Here is a 17,446-nt window from a genome sequence, read left to right as displayed (position 1 = left end):
GAAAAGCCTTCCCAGCAGGGGAATTCCCCCGAGTTGCACTAGTGCAGCCTCACACGTGGACGGTGGTGATCGGCAGCGAGGAGTCGGCCGGGATCTCCAGCGTCGACGGCGTCACCCCGGCCGCCACCAGGTCGGAGCCGAGCGCGGCGACCATGGCGCCGTTGTCGGTGCACAGGCCGGGCCGGGGCACCCGCAGCCGGACGCCCGCCGCGTCGCACCGCTCCTGGGCCAGCGCGCGCAACCGTGAGTTGGCCGCCACGCCGCCGCCGATGAGCAGGTCGTGCACCTCGTACTTCTTGCACGCCTGCAGCGCCTTGCGGGTGAGCACGTCGACCACGGCCTCCTGGAAGGAGGCGGCCACGTCGGGCACGTGGATGCGCTCGCCGGACGACTCGCGGGCCTCCACCCAGCGGGCGACGGCGGTCTTGAGCCCGGAGAAGGAGAAGTCGAGCGTGCCGTCGTCCATCTTGCCGCGCGGGAAGGCGACGGCGGCGCCGGAGCCGTCGCGGGCGGCCCGGTCGATGTGCGGCCCGCCGGGGAACGGCAGCCCGAGCACCCGCGCCACCTTGTCGAACGCCTCGCCCGCCGCGTCGTCGACGGTCGAGCCGAGCGAGATCACGTCCTCGGCCACGTCGGGCACCAGCAGCAGCGAGGAGTGGCCGCCGGAGACGAGCAGGGCGATGCACGGCTTGGGCAGCGGCCCGTGTTCGAGCTGGTCGACGGCGACGTGCGCGGCCAGGTGGTTGACGCCGTAGAGGGGCACGCCGAGGCCGAGCGCGTAGGACTTGGCGGCGGCGACGCCGACGAGCAGCGCCCCGGCCAGCCCCGGGCCGGCGGTGACGGCGATGGCGTCGATGTCGGAGAACTTCAGCCCGGCGGCGGACAGCGCGGCCTCGACCGTCGGCGTCATGGCCTCCAGGTGCGCCCGCGAGGCCACCTCCGGCACCACGCCGCCGAAGCGGGCGTGCTCGTCCATGCTGGAGGCGATGGTGTTGGCCAGCAGCGTGTGGCCTCTGACGATGCCGATGCCGGTCTCGTCGCAGGACGTCTCGATGCCCAGGACCAGGGGTGCGTCAGCCATCCAGCTTCCTTCTCATCATGATCGCGTCGGTGCCGTCCTCGTAGTAGCGGCGGCGGGTGCCGATCTCCTCGAACCCGAAGTGCGTGTAGACGCCGCGGGCGACCGGGTTGTCCTCGCGCACCTCCAGGAAGATCTCCCTGGCGCCCCTGCGGCCGGCCTCCTGCAGCAGGGCGGAGAGCATGGCGCCGCCGACGCCGGTGCCGCGGTGGGTGTCGAGCACCGCGATCGTCTGCACGTCGGCCTGGTCGGCGGCGACGGCGAGCCCGGCGTAGCCGACGATCTGCTCCTCGACCAGGGCCACCACGTAATGGCGGGTGCGCGGCTGGTCGGCCAGCTCGCCGCGCATCATGCCCTCGCTCCACGCGTCGCGCGGGAACGTGGCCCGCTCGATCGCCATGACCGCCGGCAGGTCGGCCTCGGTCATCTGCCGCAGCTTCACGCCGTCACCTTCTTGGGCGCCCCGGGCACCACGGCGTCGGGGCGGCGCAGGTAGATCGGGCGCGGCGGGTCGAGCGGGGCGCCCGCCGCGATCCGCTCGGCCGCGAGCGCGGCCAGGAACCCGGCGTACGGATAGGCGGGGGCTACGGCGGGGCCCAGGACGTCGCGGTAGAGCTCGGCCCCGGCCACCGGCAGCCCCTCGACGGGCACGTCGGCGGGCCGGTCGACGTGCGGGCCGTCGACCCTCGTGCGGCGGTCGGAGTAGCGGGCCCAGAAGACCTCCTTGCGCCGCGCGTCGGTGGCGACCAGGAACGGCTCCTCCAGCCCGGACCCGTAGGCGACGGCGTCGAGCGTGCAGATGCCGTGGGCGGGCACGCCGAGGGTGGTCGCCAGGCCCTGCGCGGTCATCAGCCCGACGCGCAGGCCCGTGTAGGGGCCGGGGCCGCTGCCCGCGACGACGGCCGTGACGTCGCGCAGCGCGACCCCCGCCTCGGCGAGGACGCGCTCGACGGTGGGCACGAGCAACTCGCCGTGGCGGCGCGCGTCGATCGTGGTGGATTCGGCGAGCACCCGCTGCCCGTCGTGAAGGGCGGCGGTGACGGCGGGCGTCGCGGTGTCAAAGGCCAGGACCAGCACGACTGCTTAGCCTACCGGCCCGACAGGTCAGACCCGGCCGCTCCGCCGATTCGGCCTGCCGATGCTTCAGGACCAGCCGGTCCGCTGTCTGAGCCATTCCAGCGCCACCACGCCCTGGGCCCGCTGGAAGGCGCGCAGGGTCGGCAGGCCGGGCGGCGCCGGCTGGCGGGACTGCCGGACGAAGAAGCCGGTGAGGGCGGTGACGGCCTTGGTGATGTCCGGGTCGGGGTCAGGCAGCAGCTCGTGCGGCGGCGGCCCGCCCTGCATGCCGACCGACGGCAGCATCGCCACCCGGTCGTACCAGGCGGCGGCCCGCGACGCCCACGGCCAGTCGACGACGTGGACGCGCCCGTCCGAGATGAGCACGTTGTCGGCCCGCAGGTCGCAGTGGGCCAGCGTGTCGCCCGCCGCCGCCTCGGCCCAGCCGGACTCCAGCTCGGCCAGCGCCGGCAGGTGGCGCAGCGCCCACGGGTCGAGCCCGGTGGTGTCCTCGCCGAGCAGCCTGCGCCAGCCCTGGAAGGACGGCCCCATGACCTCCCCGATCGGCGGCACGTCCACCGGTGACGGCGTGAGCGCGGCCGACATCCGCTCGACGGCGTCGAGCACCAGGTCCAGCTCGTCGCGCCGCCACGGCATGGCCGGGTGGCGGCCCTCGACGTCCTCGAACGCCATCGCCACCCACCCGTCGAGCTCGAACGCGTCGAGCAGCCGGGGCGCCGGCACCGAGGCGGGCAGGGCGGCGGCGACCCGGGCCTCGGCCCGGTAGATGCGCACCGACTCGGCGTTCGGCTCGGGGCCGACGGCCTTGACGAAGGCCCGGCGGCCGTTGGCGGCGCGCAGCCGAACGGCGGCGGCCGGGGAGAAGCCGCCCTCTTGGGTGACCGCCTCGGCGACGGGCGCGCCGAGCAGTTTCTCGACCGCCTCGCGGACGCCCGGGTGCACCTCGGGCCAGGGCACCCGGGAGCCGGACGCGGGCGGGCTGGTGTCCACGCTCATGCCCTCCATCGTCACAGAGGGGCGCAACCGCTTTCTCAGGCCTCGCTGGCGTACACGATGATGTTGTCCAGGTACTCGCCCTTGGCGTAGTCGAACTTGCCGCCGCAGGTGACGAGCTTGAGCCCGTCCTCGACGTAGACCTTGCGCAGCGGGAAGTCGTCCTTGTGCACCTGCTCGATCGCGGTGACCTTGTACTCGACGACCTTGCCGTCGCTGCGTTCGACCTTGACCGTCTCGCCCTTGCGGACCTGGCGGAGCTTGTAGAAGACGGCCGGCGAGGTCTTGGTGTCGACGTGGCCGACGATGACGGAGGCGCCCTTCTCGCCCGGCACGGCGCTGCCGGTGTACCAGCCGGCGACCTTGGGCTTCTCGTACGGCGGCAGCTCGACCTCGCCGTCCTTGAGCCCGAGCTTCATCAGCGGCGCCTCGACGTCGATCGAGGGGATGTCGATGCTGCGGGGCACCACGCCGGCCGCCGTCTCCTCGGGGGCGGACTGCATGTTCTTGCCGAAGGCGACCAGCACGAGGCCGGTCACGGCGCCCGCGAGGACGACCCGTCCCGAACGCGCCATCTTCAGGACCGGCGGCGCTTGACCGCGATCCCGATCCCGGCAGCGGCGGCGACGCCGAGCGCCAGGCCCACGGGCACGAGCGGGATCGACGAGCCCTCGTCGACGTCCTTGCCGAAGGTGCCGCCGCCGCCGGCCCTGGGGGCCTTGGTGGGCACGTCGTCGGGCAGCGGCTCGGGCGCGCGGACGCGCAGCGTGGCCCGGCCGACGTGGTTGGTGCCGTCGCACTTGACGTCGACCCGGTAGGAGCCGCGCCGGACGGTGCCGTTGACCTGTGCCTGGCCGCGCACCCAGGCGCCGCCAGCCCGGGCGCCGGTCGGCGAGGGCGAGGAGGTCGCGGCGTCGGCCGGGTTGAGCGTGACGCCGCTGACGAACGCCCGGGACGTCGCGGTGCCGCTGTGGGCGGGGCCGCCGGTGGGCTCGGGGCAGTTGGCCAGCACCCACACGGTCGAGGTCTCGCCCGCGGTGACGCGGTCGGGGTTGAGCTGGACCAGGATGGACGGGCGGGTGGCCGCCGGGGTCGCCGTGGAGCTCGTGGTGGCGGTGGGCGCCGCCGTGGGGCTGCCGGTCGGGCTGCCGGTGGGACTCACTGTCGGGGAGGCCGACCCCGACGGCGGTGTTTGCGCCTCCGCCGAACAACCGGCGAGGCCGATCATGAGGATGGCTCCCGCGTACGCGACCTGGCTGACCCTGAGCACCGCCGCACCCCACTCCGCCGTCTTTCACCAAGCATCCACCAGTTTTCGTGGATGCCGCCCCTCCTGATACCCAGAATTTCTGGGCCAACCCTTACCAATGATCATGTTTCATGTCATCGGCGTGATACGTCAAGGGTGACAGGATCACCGGGGCGTGGCGGTGGTTTTACTCTTGTGCCCCTTCAGACGGCGTGTCGTCGGCCCAGCGGGCGCCGACGCCGCGCAGGGTGACCAGGCGGGCCTCGTCACCCGCCTCGCGGTCGATGTGGATCTCCAGCCGGTCGTCGGACAGCCCCTCGACCAGCCCCTCGCCCCACTCGACGACGGTCACCGAGTCTTCCAGCGAGGCGTCGAGGTCGAGGTCGTCCACCTCCAGGTCGCCGCCGAGCCGGTAGGCGTCGACGTGGACCAGCGGCGGCCCGCCGGCCAGCGACGGGTGGACGCGGGCGATGACGAACGTGGGCGAGGTGATCGGCCCGCGCACCTTCAGGCCCTCGCCGATGCCCTGCACCAGCGTGGTCTTGCCGGCGCCGAGCGGCCCCGACAGGACCACCAGGTCGCCGGGCCGCAGCCGGGCGGCCAGCCGGGCGCCGAACGCGCGCATCTCCTCGGCGGTCGGCAGCCTCACAGCGCCACCCTCTTGATCAGGTCGCGCAGCGCGTCGTTGACCACGCCGGGCCGCTCGAGCTGGAGCAGGTGCGAGGTGTCGGGCACCTCGGTGAGCTGGGCCTTGGGCAGCGCCTCGGCCATCGCCCGGCTGTGGTCGGGCGGGGTCAGCCAGTCCTTGTCCCCCACCATGATCGCGGTGGGCACGGGGTCGAGGACGTGCAGCGCGGACAGCTTGTCGTGGTCCATCAGCGCCGGGTAGAAGTCGGCGACCACCTCGGTCGGCGTGCCCCGGATCATGGACTCGGCGAAGTCGACCACGGTCGGGCTGACGTTCTTGGAGTCGCCGAAGCCCATGTAGCGGGTCATGAGGAAGGCGATGTCGCTGCCCGCGTGGCGGGTGCGGTCGATGAACGAGCCGCGGCGGCCCAGCATCGACACGGTCGTGGGGGCCAGCTTGTGCACGACCTTGGAGGCCAGCGCGGGCAGGCCCAGGGTCAACTCGGCGAGCTTGCCGGCCGAGGTGGACAGCAGGGCCACGCCGCGCACCTTGTCGCCGAACAGCTCGGGGCGGCTGTCCGCCAGCGCCATGATCGTCATGCCGCCCATGGAGTGGCCGACGAGCACGCAGGGGCCGGGCACGTACTGCTCGATGACCTCGGCCAGGTCCTGGCCGAGCCGGTCGATCGTGCTGTCGTCGGCCGCGCCGCGCTGGGAGCGGCCGTGGGAGCGCTGGTCCCACAGCACCATGCGGTGCTGCTCGCGCAGCTCGCGGCGCTGGTAGTGCCACGACTCCAGGCTGAGGCAGTAGCCGTGGCAGAAGACGAGGGTGAGCGGCGCGTCGTCGGGGCCGTCGACCTCGACGTGCAGCGCCCTGCCGTCGGAGGTGATCAGCGTGTGCTCGCGCCCGCGCAGCTCGCCGAACGGCTCGCTCGCCTCGGTGTCGGGGCGCAGCCGGATGCGGCCGACCGCGTAGCGCTTGGCCATGGCGGCCGCGGCGATCCCCGCGGAGGCGGCGCCGACGAGCGCGCCCGCGATGCCGACCTTCCGCCGTGTTGTCGTCGTCATGTCCCTCAGCCTTCGTACACCCTCGGCACCCGAGCGCCGATCCTCGTCACGATCTCATGAGTGATCGTGCCGAGGGTATCGGCCCACTCCTGGGCGGTCGGCTCGCCCTGACCGCCCGGCCCGAACAGGATGACCTCGTCGCCCGCGGCCAGCGGGTCGTCACCCACGTCGATCATGAACTGGTCCATGCACACCCGACCGGCCACCAGCCTGCGACGGCCTCCCGCCAGCACCTCGGCCCGCCCCGTCGCGTGCCGCAGGATTCCGTCGGCGTACCCGAGCGGCACCAGGCCAAGCGTCGTCTCGCGATCCGTGATGTAAAGGTGTCCGTAGGACACTCCGGAGTCCTCAGGGACGCGTTTGGCGAGGGCGATGCGGGCCGTCAGCGTCATCGCCGGGGTGAGCCCGAAGTCGCCCGCCTCCGGGATCGGGCTCAGCCCGTACATGGCGATGCCGGGCCTGACCAGGTCGTAGTGGGTCCGGGGCAGGGTCAGGATGGCGGCGGAGTTGGCCAGGTGCCTGATCACGTGGGAGCCGCCGGCCCCGGCCTGCTCGGCCAGCTTCAGCGCCGTCTCGAACGTGTCGATCTGCGCCTCGATCGAGGAGTGGCCCGGGATGTCGGAGCAGGCGAAGTGCGACCACAGCCCGGTGACCTCGACGGCGCCCTCGGCCTGCAGCGCGACCGCCCTGGCCACCAGGGCGGGCCAGGCGGCGAGCGGGGCGCCGCCGCGGCTCATGCCGGTGTCGGCCTCCAGGTGGACGCGGGCGGTGACGCCGGTGCGGCGGGCGGCGGCGGCGATCTCGTCGAGCAGCTCCTCACTCGCGGCCGACAGCTCGACGTCGGCCCGCAGCGCCTCGTCCAGGGGCTCGCCGGGGGTGAGGAGCCAGGCCAGCACGGGGGCGGTGACGCCGCCCTCGCGCAGCGCGAGCGCCTCCCTGACGAACGCGGTGCCGAGCCGGCTAGCGCCGCCCTCCAGCGCGGCCCGCGAGGCGGGCACCAGGCCGTGCCCGTAGGCGTCGGCCTTGACGGCCCCCATGAGCTCCGCGCCTGAGGCGCGGTCCTTGAGCAGGGCCACGTTATGCCTGATCGCGGCGAGGTCGACGCGCGCCTGCGCGGGGGTCGCCGTCCGGGAGTCCATACCTCTAGTTTGGCAGCTCGTCCCGATGGTCGAGCGCGATTTCCCTGATGGCCGACGGCACCGCGTCCGCCACGTCGGCGGCGGTCAGCGGCGCGCCGCCCGCGGCCCGGCGTCCGGCGAGCCCGTGCAGGCAGGCGCCGCACGCTCCGGCGTCGGCGCTGCTCAATCCCTGGGCGAGCAGCGCCCCGGCGATGCCGGACAGGACGTCGCCGGTGCCTCCGGTGGCCAGCCAGGGGGTGCCCGTCGTGTTGACGCGGGCCGCGCCGCCCGGCTCGGCCACCACCGTGGTGGAGCCCTTGAGCAGCACGGTCACGCCCAGCTCGGCGGCGGCCCGGCGGGCGTGCGCCAGCCGGTCGGCCTCGATCTCCTCCCGCGCGGCCCCGGTCAGGCGCGCCAGCTCGCCGGCGTGCGGGGTGACGAGCACGGGCGCGGCTCGGCGCAGCAGCCCCGGCTCCTTGGCCACGAGGGTCAGGCCGTCGGCGTCGACCAGGACCGGCACGTCCGAGGCGAGCACCCGGGTGGCCAGCTCGCGGGCCCAGCCGCCGGTGCCGAGCCCCGGCCCGAGCACCCACGCCTGCACCCGCCCGACGCGGTCGATCGACGGCTCGGCCAGCTCGGTGATGACCGCCTCCGGCCAGCGCGCCCGCACCTGGTCCGCGGGCCCGGCGGGACCGGCGTAGCGGACCATGCCCACGCCCGCCCGCAGCGCCCCGCCGACGGCGAGCACCGCCGCGCCCGTGTAGAGGTCGCTGCCGGCCGCGACGCCGACGACGCCCCTGCGGTACTTGTCGGACTCCGCGCCCGGCCTCGGCAGCAGCTCGCGCACGTCGTCGCGGGTCAGCGCCGTCACGTCCGGCTCCGGCAGCCAGGGGCCGAGCCCGATGTCGACCAGCTCGACCCGCCCGGCGTGCCCGGCCCCGGGATCGACGAGCAACCCCGTCTTGTACGCGCCCATCGTCACGGTCAGGTGCGCGCGCACGGCGGCGCCCGCCACCCGCCCGCTGCTCGCGTCCACGCCGCTGGGCACGTCGACGGCCACGACCAGCCCGGGGCCCGCCCCCGCCCGCTCCGCGAGCGCGGCGTACGGCTCCCGGAGCGCGCCGGTGGCCCCGATGCCGACCAGGCCGTCGACGACCAGGTCGGCCCGGTCCAGCGCGGCGGCCTCGCCGATCCGCCCGCCCGCGTCGCGGAAGGCCGCCAGCCCGGCCTCGTGGGTGCGCGACCCGGCGAGCACCGCCTCTACCGCGGCCCCGCGCCTGGCGAGCGCCGCCCCCGCGTACAGGGCGTCGCCGCCGTTGTCGCCGCTGCCCACGAGCAGCACGACGCGGCTGCCGTACACGCCGCCGAGCAGGCCCGCGCACGCGGCGGCGAGGCCGGCTGCGGCGCGGAGCATGAGCGTGCCGCCGGGCAGGCGGGCCATGAGCTCCTGTTCGGCGGCTCTGATCTGGTCGGCGGTGTAGGCGGTGATCATCACGTCATCCTTCGGCGATCACGTAGGCGATGGCGATGCCGCCGTCGTGGCTCAGCGAGACGTGCCAGCGCTTGACGCCGAGGCCGTAGGCGACCTCGGCCACCTTGCCGCTGACGTACAGCTCGGGCTTGCCGTGGGGGTCGCAGCGCACCTCGGCCTCCCGGTGGCCGAGCCCGGGGGGCGCGCCCAGCGCCTTGGCCACAGCCTCCTTGGCGGCGAACCTGGCCGCCAGCGAGTGGACGGCGAGCGGCTGCTCGACCTCGGTGAACAGCCGCTCGCGCAGCGCGGGGGTGCGCTTGAGCGTGGCCTCGAAACGCGCGATGTCGACGACGTCGACCCCGATGCCCAGGATCATGGGGCCCAGGCTATCTAGAAGTCGCCGCGCTGCCAGGGACCCCAGATGGCGAACGAGCGGCCCCGCTTGGACTGGACGTTCACGTACAGGGTGTGGCCGCCGGGGCCGAAGGCGGAGCCGGCGAACTCCGCGCCCGCGTCGCCCGGGATGGGGGCCAGGCGGCAGAAGTCGAAGATCTTCCCGGCCCTGGTGAGGCCGCGCAGGTAGTTGTCGCCGTCGCCGTCCTCGCACAGGACCAGCGTGCCGCGCCTGCTGACGGTCACGTTGTCCGGCAGGTCGAGTGCCGCCGCGCGGGGCGACTGGTAGACGAGCCGGAGCCGGCCGCTCCACGTCTCGTAAGCCCACACCTGGCCGCGGCCCCGGCCGAAGCCGTCGGGCGGCGTCTCGCCGGGCGCGGGGTCGCCGCCCTGGGTGGAGACGAAGTAGACGGTGCCCTGGTGGAAGACGGCGCCTTCGAGCCTGGAGAAGATCGCCGCGCCCGCCGCCCGGCCCTGCCTGCCGACCGCCTGCACGGCGACGTCGTTGGACGGCCTGCCGGTGAACGCGGGGTCGGGGTCGTCGATGTCCACCCAGGTGGTGGCGAAGGCCGCGCCGGGCTCCTGCCCGGTGGACAGGTCGGCGCGCGGCCGGTCGGCGACGGCGAGCATCTGGAGCTTGCCGCCGTCGAGCAGTCGCCCCTCGCGCATCGGATGCCGGGGCGGCACGTAGCGGTAGAAGCCGGACGGGAAGCCGAAGTTGTCCTCGGTCAGGTAGAGCGTGCCGGTGGCCGGGTCGAAGGCCGCCGACTCGTGCGCGAACCGCCCGGCGGCCCTGATCGGCCTGGCCCGCGAGACGCCCTTGAGCGGCACCTCGAAGAGATAGCCGTGCTTCTCGGTCAGCCGGGAGTTGTCGCCGCCGGTGAAGTCGTCGCCCACGTCGGGCCCGTTGACGGTCTCCTCGCAGCTCACCCAGGCGCCCCAGGGCATCGGGCCGCCCGAGCAGTTCATCATCGTGCCGGTCAGCGACGGCCTGCTCTCGGCCACCTCGCCGTAGCGGCTGACCCGCAGCGTCGCCGTGCCGCCGCCCGCCATCGGGTCGTACGCGAGCCGCTCGTCGCCGAACGCGCCGACGGGGCCGTTGACCTCGTGGTTGCGCACCAGGATCGCGCTGCCGCGCGGCCCGGGGAACGCGGCCATCCCGTCGTGCCTGCCGGGCACCGTGCTGCCGTCGGAGAACTTCTCCCCGGCCGCGTTGAACGAGCGGTAGCGGAACCCCTCGGGCAGGTGCAGCCGCACCTCGCCGTCGCGCTGGTCGGCGACGGGGACGAGCCGCCCGTAACCGGGCGCGGGGGCGGCGCCGCCGCGCTGCCCCGCGCAGGCCACGCCGGCGAACGGCCCGGCGGCCAGGACGGCCCGGGTCAGGAAGCCGCGTCGGTCCATGCGAGCTCGGTCCATGCGAAAACCCTCTTCATTCCCCGAACTGAGTATCGGTAATCCCCCGATTTTGTCCACAGGCTGTGGATACCCCGGCCGGAACCGCATTCTGACACCATCGCTACGCTGCCAGGGTGAACAACGGTTACGTTGAACTGAGCAGGGAGCAGTGGAGCGAGCTCCGCAAGAACACGCCCTTGACTCTCACGGCGGACGAGCTCGAAGAGCTGCGAGGCGTCGACGACCCCATCGACCTCGCCGAGGTCACCGACATCTACCTGCCGCTGACGCGGCTGCTGAACCTGCACTTCACCGGTTCGCAGCAGCGCAGCAGCGTGCTGAGCGCGTTCCTCGGGCGACCGGGCGGGCGGATGCCGTACATCCTCGGCATCGCGGGCAGCGTCGCGGTCGGCAAGTCGACGACGGCGCGACTGCTGCACACGCTGCTCGCCCGCTGGCCCGAACACCCCCACGTGGAGCTGATCACCACCGACAGCTTCCTCTACCCCAACGCGGTGCTGGAGTCCAAGGGCATCATGCACCGCAAGGGCTTCCCCGAGAGCTACGACCGCAGGGCGCTGGTGCGGTTCGTGGCCGAGGTCAAGGCGGGCGCGGCCGAGGTGAACGCACCGGTCTACAGCCACCTGGAGTACGACATCGTCCCCGGCGCCCGCCAGACCGTGCAGAACCCCGACATCCTGATCATCGAGGGGCTCAACGTCCTCCAGCCCGCCCCGCCCACCTCACTCGCCGTCAACGACTACTTCGACTTCTCCATCTACGTGGACGCCAAGGTCGAGGACATCCGCACCTGGTACGTCGACCGGTTCCACAAGCTGCGCCGCACCGCGTTCGAGGACCCCAAGTCCTACTTCCGGCACATCGCCGAGCTGTCCTACGAAGAGGCCACCGAATTCGCGGTCAACGTCTGGCGCGACATCAACGAACGCAACCTCGTCGAGAACATCGCCCCCACCCGCGGCCGCGCCGACCTCGTCCTGCACAAGGGCGCCGACCACTCCGTCAGGCGGGTACGGCTTCGCCGGACCTGAACACCTCGTCGAACAGGTAACTCGCGAACCGCCCCGAACAGCCCAGGTCGTCGATGTCCGCGAACCAGCACTCCTCGCCGTGGTCATGACATGTCAACATCCGCATGAAGTCAGCCTGCCTGATCACGTTCAACGGAACGTCAACGTCGGATGGACGACAATGGCCGGGTGCTCCATCTGCGTCTGATCAGCCCGGCCGACCGCACCGGCGAGGTGCTGGAGGTGCTCGACGACTGCGCCGGCGTCACCAACGTCGCGGTCCTGCCGGGCGCCGCCCACCGGCCGCCCGGCGACCTGGTGCTGTGCGACCTCGCGCGCGAGTCGGCCAACGAGGTCATCGGCCGGCTCGAATGGCTCAAGGACGAGGGCTCGATCGCGGCCGAGCAGCTCGACATGGCCCTGTCCAGGGCCGCCGAGGAAGCCGTCGAGGAGGCGCCGGGCGACCCCGACGACGCGGTGGTGTGGGAGGACCTGGCCCAGAAGGTGCACGCCGACTCCCGCATCACCTGGGCGTACCTGGCCTTCCTCGGCATCGCCACGCAGCTCGCGGGCATCGCCGTGCTGCAGGACTCGGTCATCCTCATCGTCGGCGCGATGGTGCTCGGGCCGGAGTTCGGCGCGGTGGCCGCGATCTGCTTCGGGCTGCTGGGCGGCCGGCTGCACCTGATCATCGGGGCGTTCCGGACGCTGGTCGCCGGGTTCGCGTTCGCGATCGGGCTCACGTTCGCCTGCGCGTTCGTCTCGTACCGGCTCGGCTGGATCGGCCCGGAGAGCCTGCGGACGAACGTCGAGGTCGGCTTCATCGTCACGCCCGACCGCTGGTCGTTCATCGTGGCCGTGCTGGCCGGGGCCGCCGGGGTGCTGTCGGTCACGGCGGGCAAGTCGTCGGCGCTGATCGGCGTGTTCATCTCGGTCACCACCGTGCCCGCCGCCGGCTACATGGCGGTGGCGCTCGCCCTCGGCGAGTGGCGGGCGGTCGCCGGGTCGGTCTCGCAGCTCGCGCTGAACGTGCTCGGCATGGTCATCGCGGGCACCGCCACCCTGTGGGTCCAGCGGAAATTCTGGCCTCAGGTAGGACGCCGTTCATCCCCGGGGACGAGGCCCCACGAGCACCTGGGCGGGTAGTGTCCCGGGCATGCACATCCTCGCCACCGAGGGGCTGACCAAACGCTTCCCCACCGTCACGGCGCTCGACCAGCTCACGGTCACCGTCGGAACCGGCGTCACCGGCCTCGTCGGGGCGAACGGCGCGGGCAAGTCGACGCTCATCAAGATCCTGCTCGGCCTGCTGCCCGCCTCCTCGGGGACCGCCCGGGTGCTCGACCTCGACGTGTCCACCCGAGGCGCCGACATCCGCAGGCTCGTGGGTTACATGCCCGAGCACGAGTGCCTGCCGCCCGACGTGTCGGCCACCGAGTTCGTGGTGCACATGGCGCGCATGTCCGGCCTGCCGCGCACGGCCGCCCGCGAGCGGGCCGCCGACGTGCTGCGCCACGTGGGCCTGGCCGAGGAGCGCTACCGCCCGATCGGCGGCTACTCGACCGGCATGAAGCAGCGGGTCAAGCTGGCCCAGGCGCTCGTCCACGACCCCAAGCTGATCTTCCTGGACGAGCCGACCAACGGCCTCGACCCGCGCGGCCGCGACGAGATGCTGGCGCTGATCAGGCGCATCGGCACCGAGTTCGGCATCAGCGTGCTGGTCACCTCACACCTGCTCGGCGAGCTTGAGCGGATCTGCGACCACGTGATCGTCATCGACGCCGGGCGGCTGCTGCGCTCCTCGGCGATCACCGAGTTCACCCAGGCGACCCGGACCGTCACGGTCGAGGTCGACGAGGGCACCGAGCCGCTGGCCGCCCGCCTGACCGAGCTCGGCCAGAAGGTCAGCCCGCACGGCCGCCTGCTGCTCGTCGAGGTGTCCGGCCCCGGCACCTACGACGCGATCCGCGACGCCGCCGTCGACCTCGACCTGTGCCTCATCCGGCTGGAGCAGGGCCGCCACCGCATCGAGGACGTCTTCCGGGAGGAGGCGGCCCATGTCTGAGATCTACGACATCGGCTATCGCCACTACGACGGCCCCCGCCTCGGCGGCGGCCACGCCACGCGGGCGCTGGCCGTCCACAGCCTGCGCGGCATCTACGGCCTCGGCCGCACCGCGCGCAGCAAGATCATGCCGTTCTCGCTGGCCACCATCATGCTGCTGCCCGCCGTCGTGTCCGTCGCCGTCATGGCGATGCTCGGCGAGCGCGCCATGACCTACAGCGGCTACGCCGTCATCATGCAGCCGATCGCGGCGATCTTCCTCGCCTCGCAGGCGCCAACCGCCGTCGCCCCCGACCTGCGCCACCGGGTGCTGCCGCTCTACCTGTCGCGCCCGATCACGGTCTCCGCGTACGTGGGGGCCAAGGTCGCAGCCATGACCGGGGCGCTGTTCCTCATGCTCGCGGCTCCGCTGATCCTCATGTACGTGGGCGAGCTGGTCATCGACCTCGACGGGCCGCCGCAGACCAAGGAGTTCCTCGGCGCCCTGTCGATGGCCCTGGTGCTGGCGCTGCTGCTGGCCACGTTCGGCCTGGCACTGGCCTCGCTGACGCCCCGGCGCGGGCTCGGCGTCGCCTCGGTCATCGCCGTCTACCTGCTGTCCTTCGCCTCGGTCCCGCTCGTCTACACCGCGCTGGACATGTCGGGCTACCATTCGGCCGCCTCGTGGGCCTGGCTGATGAACCCGTTCTGGCTGGTCGACGCCGTGCAGGTGTGGCTGTTCGACACCCCGCCCAACGCCGACGGCGCCTACCCCGGCGGCCCGATGCCGGCCGTCATCGTGGTGGCGCTCATCGGCCTCGCCCTGGCGGTCCTGGCCGCCCGCTACCGGAAGGCCGCCTCGCGATGAAGATCGAGCTCGCGCAGGTGTCGCGCTGGTACGGCAACGTCGTCGCGGTCAACGACGTCACGATGACGATCGGGCCGGGGGTGACCGGGCTGCTCGGGCCCAACGGCGCCGGCAAGTCGACGCTGCTGCACATGATGGCCGGCTTCCTGGCGCCCTCCGGCGGCACGGTCACGCTGGACGGCCAGAACGTCTGGAAGAACCACCATATTTATCGAAATATCGGGTTAGTGCCCGAACGGGAGGGCGTCTACGGCTTCCTCACCGGCTGGCAGTTCGTCCTGTCCGCCGCCAAGCTCCACGGCCTGCCCGACCCCGCCCAAGCCGCCCACAAGGCCCTGGCCACCGTCGAGATGGAGGCCCCCAAGGACCGCCGCGTCGAGACCTACTCCAAGGGCATGCGCCAGCGCGTCAAGGTCGCCGCCGCGCTCGTCCACGACCCGGACGTGCTCCTGCTGGACGAGCCCTTCAACGGCATGGACCCGCGCCAGCGCATGCACCTGATGGACCTGATCCGCGCGATGGGCGCCGCCGGCAAGACGATCCTGTTCAGCTCGCACATCCTCGAAGAGGTCGAGCGGGTCGCCCAGCAGATCGAGGTCGTGGTCGCCGGCAGGCACGCCGCCTCCGGCAACTTCCGCGAGATCCGGCGCCTGATGACCGACCGGCCCCACCTGTTCAAGATCCGCTCCAGCGACGACCGCAGGCTGGCCGCGGCCCTCCTCCTCGACGACTCCACCGGCGGCGTCACGCTCGGCCCCGACGGGCTGGAGGTGCAGGCCAGCGAGCTGCGGCGCTTCGCCCGCCTGCTCCCCCGCGTGGCCCGCGCCGAAGGCGTCCACCTCCAGCAGGTGTCACCCGCCGACGAGGACCTGGAGAGCGTCTTCTCCTACCTGATCACCAGGAGCACCTGATGAACACCGTGGTCGCAGGCATCACCTACCGGGCCCTGCTCGGCAGGCGGCGCATCATCCTGCTGCTCCTCCTGCCGCTCGCCCTCATCGGCCTGGCCGTGCTGCTCCGCGTCATCGGCAGCGACGACCAGCGCTCGGCCGTGCTGCTGATGGAGAAGTTCGCCATCGGCACCATGCTGCCGCTGCTCGGCCTCATCGCCGGCACCGGCGTCATCGCCCCCGAGATCGACGACGGCACCATCATCCACCTGCTGTCCAAGCCGATCTCCCGCCCGGCCATCACACGGACGAAGTTCCTGGTGGCGGCCTCGCTCCTGGCGCTGTTCGCCGCCGTGCCCACCTACGTCGCCGTCTGGCTCCTGGTCGGCAACGAGGACGGCCTCGCCCCCGGCTTCGCCCTCGGCGCCCTGGTCGCCGGCATCGCCTACGCCGCCGTCTTCCTGCTCCTGGGCATCGTCACCCGCCACGCGGTCACGATCGGCATCACCTACGCCCTCGTCTGGGAGAGCCTCGTCGGCGGCTTCGTCCCCGGCGCGCAGCAGTTCTCGATCCAGCGGTGGGCCCTGACCGTCGCCGACCAGCTCTCCGACTCGCCGTTCCTCACCACCAGGGTCACGTTCGGCTTCGCCGTCCCGGCCCTGGTCGTCGTCACCGTCGGCGCCGTCCTCTGGGCGGGCCACCGCCTGCGCGGCTTCGCCCTCACGGGCGACGAGTGACCGATCTCCGGGTACGGGATCCCGTACCCGGAGAAGACGTCAGGCGCAGGCCACGCGGACGACGTCGGCGAGGCGTTCGGCGACCTTGGTCGCCTGCTCCTCCGAGGCCGCCTCGACCATCACGCGGATCATCGGCTCGGTGCCGCTGGGCCGGATCAGCACCCGGCCCGTCTCGCCCAGCTCCGCCTCGGCCTCGGCGACCGCGGAGGTGAGCTCGCCGGCCGACGCCTTGCCCCGGTCGACGTCCTTGACGTTGATCAGGATCTGCGGCAGTGCCGTCATGACGGACGCCAGGTCGCGCAGCGTGCTCCCCGAACGGGCCACCACCGACAGCAGGTGGAGCGAGGTGAGCAGGCCGTCGCCCGTGGTGGCGTGGTCGAGCATGATGACGTGGCCCGACTGCTCGCCGCCCAGGTTGTAGCCTTCGCTCTTCATGCGTTCCAGCACGTAACGGTCGCCGACGGCGGTCTCCACCACCGTGATGCCCGCCTCGCGCATCGCCAGCTTGAAGCCCAGGTTGGACATGACGGTCGCGACCACCGTGTCCTTGGCCAGCGTGCCGGCGGCGTGCATGTCGGCGGCGAGGATGGCCATGATCTGGTCGCCGTCGACGATCGCGCCGGTGTGGTCGACCGCCAGGCAGCGGTCGGCGTCGCCGTCGTAGGCGATGCCCAGGTCGGCGCCGCGCGAGACCACCACCTGCTGGAGCTTGTCCAGATGGGTGGAGCCGTAGCCGTTGTTGATGTTGAGGCCGTCGGGCCTGGCGCCGATCGCCTCGACGCGGGCGCCCGCGCGCAGCAGCGCCTCCGGGGCCACCATGTGGGCCGCGCCGTGGGCGCAGTCGACCACGATGTCCAGCCCGTCCAGCCGCCCCGACACCGTGTCGAGGACGTGCGTGATGTAGCGGTCGGCCTCACCGTAGGCGTCGCGGACCCGGCCGACGGCCGCGCCGACGGGACGGCTCCAGTCCTCGCCGAGCCGCCGCTCGATCTCGTCCTCGACCGCGTCGGACAGCTTGAAGCCGCCCCGCGCCAGGAACTTGATGCCGTTGTCGGGCGCCGCGTTGTGCGACGCCGACAGCATGACGCCGAGGTCGGCGCCGAGCGCGGCGGTGAGGTGGGCGACGGCCGGGGTGGGCAGCACGCCGAGGCGCAGCACATCCACTCCAGACGACGCGAGGCCGGCGACCACGGCGGCCTCGAGAAATTCTCCCGAGGCACGCGGGTCCCGGCCTACGACCGCCACCGGCCGCTGCTTGCGGCCTGAGCCGCTGGAGCCGGTGGCGGCGAACACGCCTGCATCGCCGAGGACATGAGCCGCCGCGACCGAAAGGTCCATGGCGAGCTCGGCCGTGAGGTCGCGTCCCGCGACCCCACGTACCCCGTCGGTGCCGAAAAGCCGCGCCAA

The 17,446-nt window shown here is 72.8% G+C and carries 20 protein-coding genes; 6 read left to right on the top strand and 14 right to left on the bottom strand.

All coding sequences use genetic code 11. The features are described 5' to 3' along the window. Positions 1-49 precede the first annotated feature (49 nt). From tsaD to KME80_RS04280, 12 genes are all read right to left on the bottom strand, one after another. Positions 50-1,081 (bottom strand): tRNA (adenosine(37)-N6)-threonylcarbamoyltransferase complex transferase subunit TsaD, encoded by a 1,032-nt coding sequence (gene tsaD / locus KME80_RS04335; protein WP_219500491.1) that lies wholly within the window; start codon positions 1,079-1,081, stop codon positions 50-52. Continuing rightward, complete coding sequence (gene rimI / locus KME80_RS04330; RefSeq protein ID WP_372455340.1) at positions 1,074-1,520, bottom strand: ribosomal protein S18-alanine N-acetyltransferase; 447 nt, start codon at positions 1,518-1,520, stop codon at positions 1,074-1,076. Before rimI ends, tsaD begins: the two co-directional genes overlap by 8 nt. Further along, positions 1,517-2,155 (bottom strand): tRNA (adenosine(37)-N6)-threonylcarbamoyltransferase complex dimerization subunit type 1 TsaB, encoded by a 639-nt coding sequence (gene tsaB / locus KME80_RS04325; protein ID WP_219500488.1) that lies wholly within the window; start codon positions 2,153-2,155, stop codon positions 1,517-1,519. The genes rimI and tsaB overlap by 4 nt, the downstream gene beginning before the upstream one ends. A 66-nt stretch (positions 2,156-2,221) precedes the next feature. After that, positions 2,222-3,151, bottom strand: coding sequence for a phosphotransferase (locus tag KME80_RS04320; protein ID WP_219500487.1), 930 nt, complete (start codon positions 3,149-3,151; stop codon positions 2,222-2,224). 35 nt (positions 3,152-3,186) lie between these two features. Further along, positions 3,187-3,723, bottom strand: coding sequence for a class F sortase (locus KME80_RS04315; protein WP_219500485.1), 537 nt, complete (start codon positions 3,721-3,723; stop codon positions 3,187-3,189). A 2-nt stretch (positions 3,724-3,725) separates the two neighbouring features. Beyond that, on the bottom strand, positions 3,726-4,310 hold the full coding sequence (locus tag KME80_RS04310) for a hypothetical protein (RefSeq protein WP_219500483.1): 585 nt from the start codon (positions 4,308-4,310) through the stop codon (positions 3,726-3,728). A gap of 274 nt (positions 4,311-4,584) precedes the next feature. Beyond that, complete coding sequence (gene tsaE / locus KME80_RS04305; RefSeq protein ID WP_308125610.1) at positions 4,585-5,046, bottom strand: tRNA (adenosine(37)-N6)-threonylcarbamoyltransferase complex ATPase subunit type 1 TsaE; 462 nt, start codon at positions 5,044-5,046, stop codon at positions 4,585-4,587. Continuing rightward, positions 5,043-6,092, bottom strand: a complete 1,050-nt coding sequence (locus KME80_RS04300) for an alpha/beta hydrolase (protein WP_219500480.1) — start codon at positions 6,090-6,092, stop codon at positions 5,043-5,045. The genes tsaE and KME80_RS04300 overlap by 4 nt, the downstream gene beginning before the upstream one ends. 5 nt (positions 6,093-6,097) lie before the next feature. Then, the gene (gene alr, locus KME80_RS04295) at positions 6,098-7,231 is read right to left on the bottom strand and encodes an alanine racemase (RefSeq protein ID WP_219500478.1); all 1,134 of its coding nucleotides are present in this window, start codon (positions 7,229-7,231) and stop codon (positions 6,098-6,100) included. A gap of 4 nt (positions 7,232-7,235) precedes the next feature. Continuing rightward, on the bottom strand, positions 7,236-8,702 hold the full coding sequence (locus KME80_RS04290) for an NAD(P)H-hydrate dehydratase (protein ID WP_219500476.1): 1,467 nt from the start codon (positions 8,700-8,702) through the stop codon (positions 7,236-7,238). Between the two features lie 4 nt (positions 8,703-8,706). Next, entirely contained in the window at positions 8,707-9,057 is a 351-nt protein-coding gene (locus tag KME80_RS04285; RefSeq protein ID WP_219500474.1) for a holo-ACP synthase, read from the bottom strand. A gap of 14 nt (positions 9,058-9,071) precedes the next feature. Next, complete coding sequence (locus KME80_RS04280) at positions 9,072-10,475, bottom strand: PhoX family protein (RefSeq protein WP_219500473.1); 1,404 nt, start codon at positions 10,473-10,475, stop codon at positions 9,072-9,074. 128 nt (positions 10,476-10,603) lie between these two features. Between KME80_RS04280 and coaA the strand changes: the two genes are divergently transcribed. Next, on the top strand, positions 10,604-11,521 hold the full coding sequence (gene coaA, locus KME80_RS04275; protein ID WP_219500472.1) for a type I pantothenate kinase: 918 nt from the start codon (positions 10,604-10,606) through the stop codon (positions 11,519-11,521). Here coaA and KME80_RS51670 read toward each other — a convergent pair. After that, complete coding sequence (locus tag KME80_RS51670; RefSeq protein ID WP_281426775.1) at positions 11,493-11,627, bottom strand: hypothetical protein; 135 nt, start codon at positions 11,625-11,627, stop codon at positions 11,493-11,495. The two genes, coaA and KME80_RS51670, sit on opposite strands and share 29 nt — an antisense overlap. 62 nt (positions 11,628-11,689) lie before the next feature. On the opposite strand from KME80_RS51670, the gene KME80_RS04270 reads away from it, so the two are divergent. The 5 genes from KME80_RS04270 to KME80_RS04250 are packed head-to-tail and all read left to right on the top strand — an operon-like array spanning position 11,690 to position 16,039. After that, on the top strand, positions 11,690-12,646 hold the full coding sequence (locus tag KME80_RS04270; protein ID WP_219500469.1) for a DUF389 domain-containing protein: 957 nt from the start codon (positions 11,690-11,692) through the stop codon (positions 12,644-12,646). Between the two features lie 10 nt (positions 12,647-12,656). After that, entirely contained in the window at positions 12,657-13,565 is a 909-nt protein-coding gene (locus KME80_RS04265; protein WP_219500467.1) for an ABC transporter ATP-binding protein, read from the top strand. Next, positions 13,558-14,412, top strand: a complete 855-nt coding sequence (locus KME80_RS04260; protein ID WP_219500465.1) for an ABC transporter permease — start codon at positions 13,558-13,560, stop codon at positions 14,410-14,412. The genes KME80_RS04265 and KME80_RS04260 overlap by 8 nt, the downstream gene beginning before the upstream one ends. After that, positions 14,409-15,323: an ABC transporter ATP-binding protein gene (locus KME80_RS04255; RefSeq protein ID WP_219500463.1), complete on the top strand. Its 915-nt coding sequence runs from the start codon at positions 14,409-14,411 to the stop codon at positions 15,321-15,323. Before KME80_RS04260 ends, KME80_RS04255 begins: the two co-directional genes overlap by 4 nt. Next, complete coding sequence (locus KME80_RS04250; RefSeq protein ID WP_219500461.1) at positions 15,323-16,039, top strand: ABC transporter permease subunit; 717 nt, start codon at positions 15,323-15,325, stop codon at positions 16,037-16,039. The genes KME80_RS04255 and KME80_RS04250 overlap by 1 nt, the downstream gene beginning before the upstream one ends. A gap of 39 nt (positions 16,040-16,078) precedes the next feature. On the opposite strand, the gene glmM is transcribed toward KME80_RS04250, so the two are convergent. After that, positions 16,079-17,446 carry a phosphoglucosamine mutase gene (gene glmM / locus KME80_RS04245; RefSeq protein WP_219500459.1) on the bottom strand — a complete coding sequence of 456 codons (1,368 nt, stop codon included), beginning with the start codon at positions 17,444-17,446 and terminating at the stop codon, positions 16,079-16,081.

The organism is Nonomuraea ceibae (genome assembly GCF_019396325.1).
GTDB classification, from domain to species: domain Bacteria; phylum Actinomycetota; class Actinomycetes; order Streptosporangiales; family Streptosporangiaceae; genus Nonomuraea; species Nonomuraea ceibae.
The sequence above is the reverse complement of the archived record's forward strand: the minus strand, read 5'-3'. Positions and strand labels throughout refer to the sequence as shown.

What these genes read in the sequence shown, in the direction of transcription:
- tsaD (WP_219500491.1), bottom strand. Translation starts at nt 1,081, where the DNA reads ATGGCTGACGCACCCCTGGTCCTGGGCATCGAGACGTCCTGCGACGAG.
- KME80_RS04320 (WP_219500487.1), bottom strand. Translation starts at nt 3,151, where the DNA reads ATGAGCGTGGACACCAGCCCGCCCGCGTCCGGCTCCCGGGTGCCCTGG.
- KME80_RS04315 (WP_219500485.1), bottom strand. Translation starts at nt 3,723, where the DNA reads ATGGCGCGTTCGGGACGGGTCGTCCTCGCGGGCGCCGTGACCGGCCTC.
- KME80_RS04300 (WP_219500480.1), bottom strand. Translation starts at nt 6,092, where the DNA reads ATGACGACGACAACACGGCGGAAGGTCGGCATCGCGGGCGCGCTCGTC.
- alr (WP_219500478.1), bottom strand. Translation starts at nt 7,231, where the DNA reads ATGGACTCCCGGACGGCGACCCCCGCGCAGGCGCGCGTCGACCTCGCC.
- KME80_RS04290 (WP_219500476.1), bottom strand. Translation starts at nt 8,702, where the DNA reads ATGATCACCGCCTACACCGCCGACCAGATCAGAGCCGCCGAACAGGAG.
- KME80_RS04285 (WP_219500474.1), bottom strand. Translation starts at nt 9,057, where the DNA reads ATGATCCTGGGCATCGGGGTCGACGTCGTCGACATCGCGCGTTTCGAG.
- KME80_RS04280 (WP_219500473.1), bottom strand. Translation starts at nt 10,475, where the DNA reads ATGGACCGACGCGGCTTCCTGACCCGGGCCGTCCTGGCCGCCGGGCCG.
- KME80_RS51670 (WP_281426775.1), bottom strand. Translation starts at nt 11,627, where the DNA reads ATGCGGATGTTGACATGTCATGACCACGGCGAGGAGTGCTGGTTCGCG.
- KME80_RS04265 (WP_219500467.1), top strand. Translation starts at nt 12,657, where the DNA reads ATGCACATCCTCGCCACCGAGGGGCTGACCAAACGCTTCCCCACCGTC.
- KME80_RS04260 (WP_219500465.1), top strand. Translation starts at nt 13,558, where the DNA reads ATGTCTGAGATCTACGACATCGGCTATCGCCACTACGACGGCCCCCGC.
- KME80_RS04255 (WP_219500463.1), top strand. Translation starts at nt 14,409, where the DNA reads ATGAAGATCGAGCTCGCGCAGGTGTCGCGCTGGTACGGCAACGTCGTC.
- KME80_RS04250 (WP_219500461.1), top strand. Translation starts at nt 15,323, where the DNA reads ATGAACACCGTGGTCGCAGGCATCACCTACCGGGCCCTGCTCGGCAGG.